This is a genomic window from Kitasatospora sp. NPDC101235 (genome assembly GCF_044767505.1).
Classification (GTDB): Bacteria; Actinomycetota; Actinomycetes; order Streptomycetales; family Streptomycetaceae; genus Kitasatospora.
This window is the reverse complement of sequence record NZ_JBIWNZ010000005.1, coordinates 299,965-314,136: the sequence shown is the minus strand read 5'-3', so window position 1 is coordinate 314,136 and position 14,172 is coordinate 299,965. Positions and strand designations below refer to the sequence as shown.

The following is a 14,172-nucleotide window of genomic DNA, read 5'->3' as shown; positions in this document are numbered from 1 at the left end:
GTCCGCCCCCCCCGGCGGGGCGCCGGCTTGTGCCCCGGGGCGGGCGGCCCCCGGGCGGGCGGGCGCGCTCGACCCCCGCCCCCGGCGGGGCGCCCCCGGGTGCACGCGGGCCCGCCGCGCCGGTCCGCCTGAGTCCTGATGGTGATGATCAGCCCATCACAACTCCCGCTGCTGGTAAAGTGATTCGGGCTGTTGTGAGAGTCACGCTCCCGTCACGACGATTCGACTGGTTACCCTTGGCCGAGCAGGGCCTCATGAGCGAGGATCAGCGCCATGGACCTGCTGAACATGCTGGTGGAGAAGGGGCTTCGGCGCGAGCTGCCGACCCGCGAAGAAGCGCTCGCCGTGCTGGCTACCTCCGACGACGAGCTGCTGGATGTGGTGGCCGCGGCTGGGAGGGTGCGCCGTCAGTGGTTCGGGCGGCGGGTGAAACTCAACTACCTGGTCAACCTCAAGTCCGGTCTGTGCCCCGAGGACTGCTCGTACTGTTCGCAGCGGCTGGGCTCGAAGGCGGAGATCCTCAAGTACACGTGGCTGAAGCCGGAGGAGGCCTCGAAGGCGGCCGCGGCGGGTGTCGCGGGCGGCGCCAAGCGGGTCTGCTTGGTGGCCAGCGGCCGCGGTCCGACCGACCGTGACGTCGAGCGCGTGGGCAAGACCATCAAGGCGATCAAGGAGCAGAACGAGGGCGTCGAGGTGTGCGCGTGTCTCGGGCTGCTCTCGGACGGCCAAGCGGAGCGGCTGCGGTCGGCGGGGGCTGACGCGTACAACCACAACCTCAATACGTCGGAGGGGACGTATGGGGACATCACGACCACGCACACGTACGCGGACCGGGTCGACACCGTGCAGAAGGCGCACGCGGCGGGGCTGTCGGCCTGTTCGGGGCTGATCGCGGGTATGGGCGAGAGCGACGAGGACCTGGTCGACGTGGTCTTCGCGCTGAGGGAGCTTGACCCGGACTCGGTGCCGGTGAACTTCCTCATCCCGTTCGAGGGCACGCCGCTGGCCAAGGAGTGGAACCTGACGCCGCGGCGGGCACTGCGGATCCTGGCGATGGTCCGGTTCGTCTGTTCGGACGTGGAGGTCCGCCTCGCGGGCGGGCGCGAGGTGCACCTGCGGTCGCTCCAGCCGCTGGCGTTGCACCTGGCCAACTCGATCTTCCTGGGCGACTACCTGACCAGTGAGGGCCAGGCCGGCAAGGCCGACCTGGAGATGATCGCGGACGCCGGGTTCGAGGTGGAGGGCACGGACACCACCACGCTGCCCGGGCACCGCTCGGACGCCGCCTCCTGCGGGACCGGCGGCGGCTGCGGTTCGGGGGCGGTGTGCTCCTCCGAGGAGCCCGCCCCCGCCGCCACGCCCGAGCAGGACCGTACCGACCTCGTCGCCGTGCGCCGCCGGGGCGCCGGCACCGACCTGGCCCCCAATGCGTGAGTTCGGCACTGGAAAGGCTCCACCCGGTTGACGGCCCGCTGGCCGCCGCGGGCGATCACGGTGGTGTGGCCGACGAGCCGCAGGACCCTGCCCGCGCGTCGGGAGCAAGGCAGTAGTCGGGCCCTGTCGTCCGCTCGGGCCCGACGGTGCATGCTGGCACCGTCCCGGACGAGTCGGAGCGTGGTCCGCGAGCCGGACTGGCCGGCGCGGATGGTGCCCAGGCGGCACTGAGAGGGCGTTTCGTTCCTGGTTGTTGGGGTGAGGTGACCCCTGTGATGTGGACACTCTGATGGTGGATCTTGATGGTCCGGGAAGATGGTTCATATGGCAGGGCGGAAGTACACCCTGGAGTTCCGGGTGGATGCGGTGGCGTTGTGGCGGGCCTTGGCGGGGCAGCGGACGATGAAGGACGTCGCGGCTGACCTGGGGATCACCCGGGAGACGCTGCGGTTGTGGGTTCGTGCGGCCGACGGCGGCAGGCAAGCTCCAGCCGGCGGGGCCGGGGCAGAAGACCACCAGGAGGAGCTGGCCCGGTTGCGGGCGGAGAACGCCCGGCTGTTGAAGGCGGAGAAGGAGTGGCAGCTGGAGCGGGAGATCCTCCGCCGGGCGGCCCAGTATTTTGCCAAGGAGATGAAGTGACGTCCCGCCGCTGGGACTTCGTCTCCGAGTACGCCGGCGAGTTCGGCGTCCAGCGGCTGTGCCGGGTGCTGCAGGTCTCCCGCTCGGGCTACTACCGGTGGCTGGCCGGTGCGGAGGCCCGTGACATTCGGCAGGCAGCCGATCAGGCCCTGGCGGCAGAGATCCGCGAGATCCACGCCGCCTCCGGCGAGACCTACGGATTCCTGCGCGTGTACGCCGACCTGCAAGGATCCGGACACCACGTGAACCGCAAGCGGGTGGCGCGGCTGATGCGCGAGCACGGTATCGTCGGCCGCCACCTTCCCCGCCGGAAGCGGACCACCGTCCCTGACTCGGTGGCGCCGCCGGCCGTGCTGGGCACTGGCGGGGGCGAGCATGCTGATTGCTGTGTGCGCAATGGCGGCGACCCCGTGGCGAACTACTGCACTCGCCGGACGCGTCCGAGGACGCCAGCAGAGCGGTTGAACAGGGCCAGGGGGACTGGCGCATCGGCTGGTGCCTCGATGTCAGATCGCCGCCGCTTCAAGAGATGTAGGACGTCGACGAGGTGAGCCACGCCGGACGACTGGGCGTGGGTGTGATGTTGTACGGCTCATGATGACGACGCCCTTGCCGGACTTGTCCGCCGCGTCCTTGCCGACGCTGGCAGAGTAGTACAGCAGGGTATCGATGGTGCGGGCGGTCTGGCCTGTGGCGGTCATCCTCCGGGGCGGCCGAGGACCGCAACGCCGTCAGGGACAGGCCGCCGACGATCTGGTGGGCGGTGGCGGTTGTCCTCCGGGTCGGCTGATGGTCGCAACTGAAGCACGCACTGGCCTCCCGGCCGTGCCGCCTGGGTGGCGGCCTCCCTCCGGCGTGCCCGAGGCGCGGAGCAGCGGAGGCATCAGCGGCCTGAAGCGGTCTTGACGAATTGCTGCGATGGAACGGCGCTGGTCGGGAGGAGCGAGATTGGGGGACTTGCCGGGGACCACGCGTCGTTCACCACCGTCTCTGAGGTGCCTTTCGGTGAACGAACAGCGCGGGCTGTCTACCGGCTGACGTGCAGCGATGGCTACGCCCGGGCGACTGGGGGTCAAGGGGTCCTGAAGTCGCGGCTGAGGCATGTTCCGGGCCCGCCTGTCGGCGGTGTGGAGGGGCCCGGGTGTCGAGGGGTCGGGCTCGGGGTCAGATGCGGGTCGCGGTGATGACGTGGTAGTCGAGGAGGGCGTCGCGCCAGGCGGTGAGGAAGTGGCGGGTCCAGTGGGCGGGTGGGACGGTGTCGGTGAGGTAGCGGTCGAGGCCTGGCCAGACGTGGGTGCCGATGGATTCGGTGGTGATGTCGGTGAAGCCGTGGCGGGTGAGGTCGGTGGTGAAGGTGTCGAGGGGGTGGGGGACGTCGAGGCCGTCGGCGAAGCTGGCGAGCATGATCTTGAGGCGTTCGGCGGCGTCGGGGCCGGGGGCGGTGAAGAAGGTGGTCACGACGAGCCGGCCGCCTGGGCGCAGGACGCGGGCGGACTCGCGGGCGAAGCCGTTGAGTTCGCGGAAGTGCTGGGCCGCCTCGACGGAGAAGACGCCGTCCAGGTAGCCGTCGGAGAACGGGAGTTCGTCCGCCGAGCCGAGAGTGTACGCCAGCCGATCGGGGTACGTGGCCAGGGCTCTCGCGTTGACGGCGCGGGCCCGCTCGATCTGGTCGGGGTGGATGTCCACCCCGGTCACCGCCGCGAAGCGGAACTCCCGCAGGGCGAGAGCGCTCCCGAGGCCACGGCCGCAACCCACTTCCGCCAGCCGAAGCCGCTCGCGCGGTTCGGCGAACTCCCGCAACACCCGCCGGTACAGCTGTTCCTGGCTGCGCACCCGGTCCTCTGGGGTCGGGGCGGCGAGATCGATGCCCTGCCAGTAGCCGAAGTTGATGAATCCGCCTGCGAAGCTGGCCGCCTGGGCCAGATCGTTGGTGCCGTAAGTCCGGCGCACGGTCGGGGGGATGCGGTCCTGGTTCATGGTCTTCGGTTCCTCGGGACGGCGTGTGGTTGGGGGCTTTGGGGGTCGGAGTGGAACGGGTTCCGTGCTGATGGTGCTGCCATGAGCGCAGGTCAGCTATGGTGCAAGGGTGTCCCGCCGCCCAACGACGGGGCGGTGCTGAGGTCGTCGGCACCGTACGTCCGGCGCACGGTCGGGGGGATGCGGTTGTGGTCCATGGGCCGCTGGGTCTCCTGCTCGGTGGGCGCCCGGCCGTCGGGCGCGCCGAGGTACGTACCCAAACCTGTGGTGGTCCGAACACGGTACGTGATGGTGGAGTGTCCGGGGAGCAGTGGGAGCGTGGTGGTGCTCCGAGGGGGCTGGGAGCACCACCACGCGACCGGGGGGGCGGCTACCGGGCGAGGTCGGCCGGTGCGTCGAGCCGGGTCAGCTTCTGCGGGTTGCGCACGACGTAGATCCGGGTGATCCGGCCGTCCTCCACCGCGAGGCTCACCACCGAGGGCTCGCCGCCGATGTCGATCCGGCCGGCCGGTGCGCCGTTGAGCCACACCGTGGTGGTGTCGAACGCGACCGGCAGGCGCCCGGTGCGCGCGAGCAGCGCCGCCACCGCCTCGGCCCCGTGCACCGGGGCGGGCACGGCCGCCGCGATCCCACCGCCGTCGGCGATCAGGACGACGTCCGGCGCCAGCACTTCCATCAGGTCCTGCAACCGTCCGGTGCGCAGGGTCTCCAGGAACCGCTCCACCACCTGCTGCTGCTCGGAGCGGCTCACCCGCACCCGGGGCCGGCGGGCCGCCACGTGCCCGCGGGCCCGCCGGGCGACCTGCCGTACGGCGGCCGAGGTCTTGCCGAGGGCCTCGGCGATCTCCCCGTACGGCAGCTCGAAGACCTCGCGCAGCACGAACACCGCCCGCTCGGTCGGCCCGAGCGTCTCCAGCACGGTCAGCATCGCGAACGAGACGCTCTCCGCGAGCTCGACGTCCTCGGCGACGTCGGGGCTGGTGAGCAGCGGCTCCGGCAGCCACTCGCCGACGTACTGCTCGCGCCGGCGGGACAGCGTCCGCAGCCGGTTGAGGCCCTGGCGGGTGACGATCCGGATGAGGTACGAGCGCGGGTCGTGCACCTGCCCGTGGTCGACCTCGGCCCACCGCAGCCAGGACTCCTGCAGCACGTCCTCGGCGTCGGCGGCGGAGCCGAGCAGCTCGTAGGCGACGGTGAAGAGCAGGCTGCGGTGGGTGACGAAGGGGTCCTCGGTCATGCCGGCGACGCTCCGGCCGGGGCGTCGGCGGCGGGGGTGCGCCTGGCCAGCGGGATCTCGCAGGAGTCGGAGAAGCCCTGGGAGCGGACGCCGTTCGCGGTGTTGTTCCTGGTGGCCATGTTGACGAAGGCGACGTAGGCGGTGAGTTCGACCATGGCCGCCGCGCCGAGCTGGTCCAGCAGGTGGTCGTAGAGCTCGTCGGTGACGGCCGGCGGGGTCACCGTCATGGCCTCGGCGTACTCCATCACCTCCCGCTCCAGCGCCGTGAACACCTCCGACGCCCGCCAGTTCGGCACCTGGCTCGCCTTGGCCAGGTCCAGGCCCTGGTTCTGCGCCTGGAAGTAGCCGATGTCCAGGCACCAGCTGCAGCCGACCTGTGCGGCCACCGCCATGTGCGCGAAGGACTTGAGGCCCTCGTCGAGCGCGTCCCACTCGGCGACCCGGCGGGAGAAGTCCAGGTTCGCGGTGGCGACGCCGGGGTTGTGCCAGATCGCCTCGACGGGTTCGAGGGTGCTCCCGAAACCCTTGATCATGTTCTCGCTCAGCTCGGCGGGCAGCTGGGCCTTCGGCAGTCGCAGTGCCATGGTGTCCTCCCGGTGCGGTGGTGCGGCGGGTTGCCGGACATGAAGACACCGGAGGGCGCACGGATGTGACAGCCGGACGGGACGGCCGGGGAAAACGACCTTCGGACCGGCCGGTCGGTTCGCTACAGTCCGCGGGGACTGCCGACCACCGCGAGGAGAACGACACGTGAACGTCCCCGACGACCGCCCCGCCCCGCCGCTGACCGGCGGCGAGCGCGAGATGCTGCGCGGCTTCCTCGACTTCCACCGGGCGACCCTCGCCCTGAAGTGCGAGGGCCTGACCGACGAGCAGCTGCGCCGGCGCTCCAGCCCGCCCTCCACGCTCAGCCTGCTCGGGCTGGTCCGGCACCTGGCGGAGGTCGAACGCACCTGGTTCCGCCGGGTCATCAACGGCGAGGACCTGCCGCTGGTCTGGTCCGAGGACGGCGACTACCAGGCCGCGTACGACCCCGCCGGCGCCACCCGGGCCGAGGCCTTCACCGCCTGGCGGACCGAGGTCGAGCACTCCCGCCGCATCGAGCTCGCCGCGGACTCCCTCGACGTCACCGGCTACCAGGCCCGGTGGGACGCCGAGGTGTCGCTGCGGCTGGTGATGCTCCACCTGATCCACGAGTACGCCCGGCACAACGGGCACGCGGACTTCCTGCGGGAGGCGATCGACGGCGCGGTGGGGGCGTAGCCGGGTGGGCCGGGTGCCGGCGGGGTGCGGGTGTGAGGAGGACGAGGAGGCGGTCGACGGCGCGGCGGGGCCCGGGCGCCCCGGGCCGGCCTACCAGCCGAGGAGGTGGGTGCGGTGGATGAGGGCGGTGAGGACGGCGCCGACGGTGGTCTCGGGGGTGAGGGCGGTGGTGTCGAGGGTGTGGGTGGCGTCGTCGGGGGCCGGGCCGGGGTGGAGGACGACGTAGTGGAGGGCGGCGCCGGTGGTGCGGCTCTCGCGGCGGAAGGTGTCGAGGGCGGCCGGGACGGCGGGGGCCTCCACCACGACCTGGTAGCCGCGGGTGGCGTAGGCGAAGGCGGCCTGGGCGGTGGCGGCCAGGGCGGTGGCGTTCTGGTGACCGGCCTCGGGCAGGTGGGGCGGGAGCTGGCCGCTGCGGATGACCCGCAGGAAGTCGTCCGTCCGCAGGTGGACGCTCGGGTTCAGCTCCCGGGCGAGCAGCTCCGCGACCGGGCTGTTCCCGGCCCCGCCCGGGTCGACGAGGACGAGGACGCCCCCGGCGCCCCGGCCGCCCCCGAGCTCCGGCCCACCTACGGTCGTACGGTTCACAGCTGCTGATCCCTTCGCGGGCCGGGGACGGTCGGGTAGCCGGGGCGGGGCGGTCGGAGTGCGAAGGAGCTGGTCGGCCCATATCCGGACAACCGACCGCCTCGTCCCTACGACTGATGCGTTTCGGAGATCAACCTAGTCCAAACGGGTGGTCCGAGTCGTCCCCCACCCGGTTCCTGGGCGGGTCGGAGGGCAGACCCGGGACCGGTCGGCGGCCCGTCAGGGGACCGCCGCCGGCCCCTACCGGTCGCCGGTGCGCAGCACGATCGGGTTGGTGAGCGCCGCCATCGGGCCCCAGGGCAGGTCAGGGCCCATCGAGTTGCCCCTGCCCGGGGTGCCGTCCGCCTTCGGGTGGCGGACCTCGGCCCGGACGTAGGCGGCGAGCGAGGCGGTGGTGCGCCAGATCACGGTGCCGGAGCCGTCGGCGGACAGCGACTCCTGGTGCATCTGCCCCTCGTCGGTGAGGAGGCGGACCGTCCCGCCGGGCACCCCGGAGACGGTGAGCCGGACGTCCAGTGGGGCATCGGCCGGGACGGTCAGCTCCTCGCCGATGCCCGCCTGGCGGCCGTGCCCGGTGACGGTGAGGTCCAGCGTGACGGCGGAGGACTCGGCCAGCCAGCTGCGCCCGGCGCGCAGCCCGTCGAGGATCGCGTCCCGGGTGAGGTCCTCGGCCAGCACCACGGTGTGCGGGGAGCCGATGACCTGCGGCTCGCTGTGCGCGTCGCTGTTGCCCAGGGCGGGCAGCCAGGAGCGGCCCTCGCGCAGGGCGACGGCGAGCCGGCCGTCCCAGGTGTCCACCGCCGACTCGTCGTCGTACGTCCAGGGGCCGTTCCACACCTCGACGGCGTCGGCCTGCTCGTAGCCGAACTTCCACTGGCAGGCGACGTACGGGCAGTACGGGTGCGCGGGCACCACCAGGCCGCCGGAGCGGTGGACCTGGCGGGCGAAGCGCGGGTACTCCTCGTCGCGCGAGCGGTAGCGCCAGTCGACGAACTGGCCGGGCTTCAGGCCGAGGGCCAGCCAGTGGCCGTTGCGGGTGGTGATCTCCTCGCCCGGCAGGATCAGCAGGTCGGGGCCGGCCAGCGGGCCCCAGGCGGCGTGCGAGGAACTGGTGTTGTGGTCGGTGGAGACGATGAAGTCCAGGCCGGCCGCGCGCGCCCCGGCCGCCACCTCCTCGGGCTTGCGCCGCCCGTCCGAGTGCACGGTGTGCAGGTGGCAGTCGCCCCGGTACCAGGCCCGGCCGCGGCCGCGGGCCCGCTCCGCCGGGTAGTGCGGAGTGAACTGCGGCCCGGGCGCACCGAACCGGAAGGTGACCTCGACGTGGTACGCCAGGCCCTGCGGGGCGATCTGGTAGGGGCCGAGGACCACGTGCCAGGTGCCGGGGTTGATCGGGCCGGGGAGGTAGCCGGGGGTCGCGGCGCTACGGGAGAGGCTGAACTCGGTGCGGAAGCCGCCGGACCAGCCGCGGAAGCCGGAGCCGCCGAGGTCGGTGCCGCGCTCGTCGAAGATGCCGATGTCACAGGAGTTGCCGGGGGTGCCGGCCGGGACCGGCGGCTTGTCGTAGCCGTAGGAGACGGCTATCTCGCGGACGCCCTCGGGCACTTCCACCGGGAGGTGGAGGAAGTCGGGGGCGCCGGTGGGCAGGTGGCCGGTGAGGGTGAGGGTGCGGTCGGCGGGAGTGGCGCCGGGGGCGGCGGCGAGGCCGAGGGTGGTGGCGGCGCCGGTGGCGAGGCCGGTGCGGAGCAGGTCACGGCGGGCGGGCCGGGCCGCCGGCTGCGGAGTCGGCTGGTCGGTCGGCTGGTCAGTCGGCTGGTCGGAGCGTGGGGTGCTGGGCTCGGTCGGCATCGAGGTCTCCGGATCGAGGAGGGCGGGTCGCCCGCGTGCCTACCCGGGCGAGTGAACCGGGGGTGAGTCGGGGCCCACGGCGGTGGGGCGGGCCGGTGAAGAGGGGCGGTCGGGGTCGGGGTCGAGTTGCGGTGAGTGACGAATGGTCGGTTCATAGTCATGAAATCGGTTCATATGCGAAATGGCGCGAATGGGAGACGGGTGTGTCGGTGAGTCGGCGGATGCTGCTCGTGGCGGTGGCCGGAGGAGCACTGGCGGGATGTCGGACGAGAGCGGCGGGCACCGGCTCGGCCTCGGCGGTGGGCGGCGCCTCGGCGGATTCGGTGACATCGTCCGCGGCGCCGCCCGACCCACCGTTCGCGACGTCGTCCGGAGCGCCCACCGCGGCCGCCGCCGCGTCGATCCCCGCGCAGGAACCGACGCCGGACCCCGCGCGGGGATCGACGCACGAGCCGACCCGGGCCGAGGTGGTCGAGCGGTACGGCGCACTGGCTCCGAGCCAATGGGGGCTGGAGGTCGACGGGGTGATCACCGCGCTGCCGGAGGGCGAGGGCGCCATGGCGCTCACCTTCGACGCCTGCGGCGGCCCCGGAGGCGACGGCTATGACGCGGACCTGATCGACTTCCTGCGGGCGCAGGACGTGCCGGCCACGCTCTTCCTGAACGCCCGTTGGATCGACGCCAACCCGGAGGAGTTCGATCGGCTCGCCGCCGACCCGCTGTTCGAGATCGGCAACCACGGCACCGTCCACCGTCCGCTCTCGGTCTCCGGCCGCTCCGCCTACGGCATCGCCGGCACGCGCGACGTCGGCGAGGTGTACGACGAGGTGGTGGGCAGCGCCCACAAGCTCGCCGAGCTGCTCGGGCACCCGCCCCGGTTCTTCCGCTCCGGCACCGCGCACTACGACGACGTCGCCACCCGGGTGGTCGCCGACCTGGGCCGGCTGGTGGCCGGCTTCACCGTGAACGCGGACGGCGGGGCGACGCTCCCGGCCTCCGAGGTGCGGCAGGAGGTCGCCTCCGCCCCGCCCGGCGCGATCGTGATCGGCCACCTGAACCACCCGGGCGGCGGCACCGCCCCCGGGGTGGCGGCGGCGGTGCCGGGGCTGCTGGCGGCGGGGCGGCGCTTCGTCCGGCTCTCGGACGTGCTGTAGCGGGGCGGCTCAGACCAGGCGCAGGCCGCCCGGGTGCTCCTCCTCGATGACCCGGACCAGCCAGTCGAAGACCGTCGGCCCCCGGCCCGCCCGGGCGGCGTCCAGCTCGGCGGTGACGCGCGCGCGGTTGGTGGGGTGGGCACGGGCCAGCCGCAGCTCCAGCTGACGGACCGTCTCCGGGTGGCCGAGGTTGCGGCGGGAGACCTCGTGATGGCGCCACTCGATGACCCAGTCCCCGTTCTCGGGCGTGCCGTAGCCGCCGCGCAGGCAGTCGGCGAAGGCGTCGAGGTTGCGGCCGAAGTAGCCGTCCACCCCGATGGCCCGCCCGACCACGGCCCAGAAGTCCTCCAGGGTCTTGATCTCGTTGCCGTCGATCACATAGGTCACCGTCACGGGGTCGAGGATATGCCGCGGCGGTGAACAGGCCGGGGTGAACCGGCCGGGGTGAACCGGCCGGGGCGGACGGTTCAGGGAAAGACGGCGATCGCGGTGGCGAGCAGCCCGTCCCGGACCACCCAGCGGCCGTCGAAGCCGTCGATCCGGCGGCCGTTGACCACCGGGCCCGGGACCAGCAGCCGGGCGGTGAAGGTGCCGTCGGGGGAGAGGTCCAGTTCGGCCTCGTCGAAGTCCAGGAAGAGCAGGGTCAGCGGGAACCAGGCCTTGTACACCGACTCCTTGGCGCTGAACAGGATGCGGTCCCACGGGACGTCCGGGTGCTCGGCCGCCAGCTTGGCGAGCCGCTGCTGCTCCACCGGCAGCGCGACGGCCTCCTGGACGCCCTCCGGCAGCGGCAGCGCGGGCTCGGCGTCGATGCCCACGGAGGCGAGGGTGCCGGCCCGGGCCACGGCCGCCGCGCGGAAGCCGTCGCAGTGGGTGAGGCTGCCGACCACGCCGTCCGGCCAGCTCGGTGCGCCGCGCAGACCCGGGACGAGCGGGCGGTACGGGACGCCGAGCCGGGCGAGGGCGGCCCGGGCGCAGTGCCGGACGGTGGTGAACTCGCGGCGCCGCTTGTCGACGGCCCGGGCGACGGGGGGCTCCTCCTCGGGCTCCAGCCGGGCCTCCGGCGGGTCGTCGTAGGCCACCTCGGTCACCACGACGTCCGGCAGCAGGTCCCCGATCATCCGTTCCCCCCTCGGTCGGCCGCGCAGGTGGTCGCCGCGCGGGACGAGGGTAACCCGGCCGGGGGCTCCGGCGGGACTCGGGTGACGGCCCGTCAATACCCTCCGTGGCGGGTCTGTCGCGCATCTTCGCCCCTTCGGACGCATTGGTAAAGATCCCTGCCTTGTGTTCATGTCAACATCGCGGAGGTCTGGACCACCCTGCGGCGGGCGCATACGTTTTCTCCACGAGGGCGGACATTCGATTGGCGAACTGTCGTACGAATGCGTCGAGTTCCGCCTGTCATGCTCATGACCTTCACCGCAGCAGGAGGGAACGAACCATGCGCGCCATCGGCAAGAACCTCAGGATCCTCGCGGGCGCCCCGCTCGCCGCAGCCGCCCTCATCGCCCTCACGGCCGGCTCCGCCAGCGCCGCGATACCGATCAACCAGCCCATGACCGGCAAGGCCACCTACTACAACGACGCCGGCTACGGCGCCTGCGGCACCCAGATCAATGCCGCCACCCAGATGCTTGTTGCCGTCTCGCACACCTGGTGGACCACCGCCAACCCGAACAACGACCCGGTCTGCAAGGGCATTTCGGTCAAGGTCACCTACCAGGGCAAGACCATCACCGTCCCGGTGAAGGACCAGTGTCCCTCCTGCGACTCCACCCACATCGACCTCAGCCAGCCCGCCTTCGCCAGGCTGGCCCCGCTGGACAAGGGCGTCATCACCGGCCTGACCTGGCAGTTCGTCAAGACCGCCCTGAACGGCAAGACCGTCGAGCTCTCCGCCCCGATCACCGGCTCCACCATCGGCTGAGCCCGCCCCTGACGACCGTGCCCGCCCCCGCGGCAGGACGGGGGCGGGCCGCGGGTCGGAGGCCGGGATCACGGCCGACCGCGTCCGGGCGGCGCTTGCGCCTCCACGAGCGGCGGGGCCATCGCGAGAAGCAGCTGGACGGCCGGGGGAGCGGTCCGCGGATCGTGGGCGAGCCCCAGCGTGACGGTCGGGACCGGGGCGGTGAGCCGGCGCAGGCGGACGCCGGGGATGCGGAACACCCGGGCCCGGCCCTCGGGTATCGGCGCTATGCCGTAGCCCGCCGCCACGGCCAGCAGGAGCTGTTCGTCGTCCGGCTCCTCCCGCACGATCCGCGGCGACCGGCCCGGCCACAGCTGCCCGGTGATCAGCGCGTGCATCCCCGGCCCGTTCTCCCGCGGCCACAGCACCACCGGCTCGTCCGCGATCCGGTGCCGGCCGATCCGGGCCCGGGTACGGGCGAGCGGATGGCCGGCCGGCACGGCCAGCAGCAGCTCCTCCTCGGCGATGATCCGGCAGGCGAGCCCGGGGACGTCCAGCGGCGGCCGGACGAACGCCGCGTCCAGCCGGCCGGCGAGCAGCTCGGCGACGTTGTGCGAGGTCCAGCCGGTCTGCAGGGCGACGTCCAGCCGGGGGTAGCGGTTGCGGAACTCCGTCACCAGGACGTCGCAGGCCCCGCCGCGGGCGGAGCGGGTGTACGCCACCCGCAGCCGGCCCTCCCGCCCCTGGACCACCGCCGCGACCCGCTCCTCGGCCTCCGCCACCTCCCGCAGCACCCGCCGGGCCTCCTCGGCGACCGCACGCCCGACCGGGGTCAACGCGCAGCCCTTGCTGGTCCGCTCGACCAGCTGTGCGCCCAGCTGCCGCTCCAGCGCCATGACCTGCTGGCTGAGCGCAGGCTGCGCCACGTGCAGTCGGCGCGCGGCGCGGGTGAAGTTCAACTCCTCGGCCAGCACCGAGAAGTAACGCATCCGACGCAGATCCATCCGGCGATGATAAGCGCGGCTTATCGCCGCGGGACAGAACTGGTCTTGGACGGCCGTCGGTGCGGCCGGATTTCCTGGAGACGGCCGCCGACACCCGGTGGGCGGCCCTCGGGAGGAGGAGTTCGCGATGGGCGATGCAGTGGGTGGGGCGACGGACGTCGTCGTGGTCGGAAGCGGGATCATCGGGCTCACCACGGCGATCCGCTTGCAGGAGAAGGGACTTCGCGTCGTCGTGGTGACGGCCGACGGCCTGCTGTCGACGACCTCCGCCGTGGCCGCGGCCGTCTGGTTCCCCGTCGCCACGGGCACCAGCGGCCGGGTGGCGGACTGGTCCGCGACCGCCTTCGCCGAGTTCGCCCGCCAGGCCGCGCAGGGCGTACCCGGCGTCTCGATGCGCAGCACCCGCATGCTGGAACACCAGCAGCAGTCGTCGGGCCTGCCCTGGTGGGGCGACGCCGTCCCCGACCTGCGCCGGCTGACGGCTGCCGAACGCGGACTGGACTGCGCGGACGGCTGGTCCTTCACGGCCCCCGCCGTCGAGATGCCGCTCTACCTGCCCTGGCTGCTCGGCCGGTTCATCGACAACGGCGGCGAGATCGTCCACCGCCGCCTCGACGCCCTCGACCAGGCCCTGGCCTGGGCGCCCGTGGTGGTCAACGCCACCGGACTCGCCGCCCGACAGCTCTGCGACGACCCGGCCGTGCACCCGGTGCGCGGCCAGCTCGTCCTGGTCCGCAACCCCGGACTGCCCAGCTCGACCCGCATCCAGGACGACCCGGCCGGCTACACCTACATCCACCCCCGCAGCGCCGACGTCGTCCTCGGCGGCACCTTCGAACCGGACGACTGGAACACCACACCCGACCCGGCCATCGCCGAGGCCATCCTCGCCCGCTGCACGGCCCGCATCCCCGAACTCCGCGGTGCCCGCGTCATCGGCCACACCGTCGGCCTGCGCCCCGCCCGCCACGGCGGCCCCCGCCTCGAAGCGGACCCGGCCGGCCGGATCGTCCACAACTACGGCCACGGCGGCGCCGGGGTCACCCTCAGTTGGGGCTGCGCCGACGCCGCCGCCGAACTGGTGGGGTGACCGGGAGGTCACCCGCCCACCCCGGCGAACGAACGCGG

At 72.9% G+C, this 14,172-nt stretch carries 15 protein-coding genes; 7 read left to right on the top strand and 8 right to left on the bottom strand.

The window, feature by feature from the left end:
• Positions 1-273 precede the first annotated feature (273 nt).
• The 3 genes from bioB to ACIRRH_RS11835 all read left to right on the top strand — a co-directional run bounded on the left by bioB (position 274) and on the right by ACIRRH_RS11835 (position 2,624).
• Positions 274-1,434 carry a biotin synthase BioB gene (gene bioB / locus ACIRRH_RS11845; RefSeq protein ID WP_403065383.1) on the top strand — a complete coding sequence of 387 codons (1,161 nt, stop codon included), beginning with the start codon at positions 274-276 and terminating at the stop codon, positions 1,432-1,434.
• Between the two features lie 324 nt (positions 1,435-1,758).
• Complete coding sequence (locus ACIRRH_RS11840; protein ID WP_403065380.1) at positions 1,759-2,073, top strand: transposase; 315 nt, start codon at positions 1,759-1,761, stop codon at positions 2,071-2,073.
• A complete protein-coding gene (locus tag ACIRRH_RS11835) occupies positions 2,070-2,624 on the top strand; it encodes an IS3 family transposase (RefSeq protein ID WP_403065377.1) in 555 nt (184 codons plus the stop codon). Before ACIRRH_RS11840 ends, ACIRRH_RS11835 begins: the two co-directional genes overlap by 4 nt.
• 613 nt (positions 2,625-3,237) lie before the next feature.
• Here ACIRRH_RS11835 and ACIRRH_RS11830 read toward each other — a convergent pair.
• The 3 genes from ACIRRH_RS11830 to ACIRRH_RS11820 form a co-directional block, all read right to left on the bottom strand.
• Positions 3,238-4,050: a class I SAM-dependent methyltransferase gene (locus tag ACIRRH_RS11830; protein ID WP_403065374.1), complete on the bottom strand. Its 813-nt coding sequence runs from the start codon at positions 4,048-4,050 to the stop codon at positions 3,238-3,240.
• Between the two features lie 370 nt (positions 4,051-4,420).
• Positions 4,421-5,287, bottom strand: coding sequence for an RNA polymerase sigma-70 factor (locus ACIRRH_RS11825; RefSeq protein WP_403065371.1), 867 nt, complete (start codon positions 5,285-5,287; stop codon positions 4,421-4,423).
• The gene (locus tag ACIRRH_RS11820) at positions 5,284-5,871 is read right to left on the bottom strand and encodes a carboxymuconolactone decarboxylase family protein (protein WP_403065368.1); all 588 of its coding nucleotides are present in this window, start codon (positions 5,869-5,871) and stop codon (positions 5,284-5,286) included. The genes ACIRRH_RS11825 and ACIRRH_RS11820 overlap by 4 nt, the downstream gene beginning before the upstream one ends.
• A gap of 220 nt (positions 5,872-6,091) precedes the next feature.
• Between ACIRRH_RS11820 and ACIRRH_RS11815 the strand changes: the two genes are divergently transcribed.
• Positions 6,092-6,550 (top strand): DinB family protein, encoded by a 459-nt coding sequence (locus ACIRRH_RS11815; protein ID WP_224279528.1) that lies wholly within the window; start codon positions 6,092-6,094, stop codon positions 6,548-6,550.
• A gap of 90 nt (positions 6,551-6,640) precedes the next feature.
• On the opposite strand, the gene ACIRRH_RS11810 is transcribed toward ACIRRH_RS11815, so the two are convergent.
• Both ACIRRH_RS11810 and ACIRRH_RS11805 read right to left on the bottom strand, forming a co-directional pair.
• The gene (locus tag ACIRRH_RS11810) at positions 6,641-7,135 is read right to left on the bottom strand and encodes a hypothetical protein (RefSeq protein WP_403065365.1); all 495 of its coding nucleotides are present in this window, start codon (positions 7,133-7,135) and stop codon (positions 6,641-6,643) included.
• Positions 7,136-7,375: 240 nt separating this feature from the next.
• Positions 7,376-8,980: a CehA/McbA family metallohydrolase gene (locus tag ACIRRH_RS11805; RefSeq protein WP_403065362.1), complete on the bottom strand. Its 1,605-nt coding sequence runs from the start codon at positions 8,978-8,980 to the stop codon at positions 7,376-7,378.
• 323 nt (positions 8,981-9,303) lie between these two features.
• Between ACIRRH_RS11805 and ACIRRH_RS11800 the strand changes: the two genes are divergently transcribed.
• Positions 9,304-10,134: a polysaccharide deacetylase family protein gene (locus tag ACIRRH_RS11800; protein WP_403065360.1), complete on the top strand. Its 831-nt coding sequence runs from the start codon at positions 9,304-9,306 to the stop codon at positions 10,132-10,134.
• A 9-nt stretch (positions 10,135-10,143) separates the two neighbouring features.
• Here the strand turns inward: ACIRRH_RS11800 and ACIRRH_RS11795 are convergent, their stop codons facing one another.
• Positions 10,144-10,527 (bottom strand): barstar family protein, encoded by a 384-nt coding sequence (locus ACIRRH_RS11795; protein WP_403065357.1) that lies wholly within the window; start codon positions 10,525-10,527, stop codon positions 10,144-10,146.
• Positions 10,528-10,601: 74 nt separating this feature from the next.
• A complete protein-coding gene (locus tag ACIRRH_RS11790; RefSeq protein WP_403065354.1) occupies positions 10,602-11,255 on the bottom strand; it encodes a 4'-phosphopantetheinyl transferase in 654 nt (217 codons plus the stop codon).
• Positions 11,256-11,575: 320 nt separating this feature from the next.
• Here ACIRRH_RS11790 and ACIRRH_RS11785 point away from each other — a divergent pair, with 320 nt between their 5' ends.
• On the top strand, positions 11,576-12,061 hold the full coding sequence (locus ACIRRH_RS11785) for a cysteine/serine endopeptidase inhibitor (RefSeq protein ID WP_403065351.1): 486 nt from the start codon (positions 11,576-11,578) through the stop codon (positions 12,059-12,061).
• A 68-nt stretch (positions 12,062-12,129) separates the two neighbouring features.
• Here ACIRRH_RS11785 and ACIRRH_RS11780 read toward each other — a convergent pair whose 3' ends face one another.
• Complete coding sequence (locus ACIRRH_RS11780) at positions 12,130-13,044, bottom strand: LysR family transcriptional regulator (protein ID WP_403065348.1); 915 nt, start codon at positions 13,042-13,044, stop codon at positions 12,130-12,132.
• A gap of 127 nt (positions 13,045-13,171) precedes the next feature.
• On the opposite strand from ACIRRH_RS11780, the gene ACIRRH_RS11775 reads away from it, so the two are divergent.
• Positions 13,172-14,134: an FAD-dependent oxidoreductase gene (locus tag ACIRRH_RS11775; RefSeq protein ID WP_403065345.1), complete on the top strand. Its 963-nt coding sequence runs from the start codon at positions 13,172-13,174 to the stop codon at positions 14,132-14,134.
• Positions 14,135-14,172: the final 38 nt, after the last annotated feature.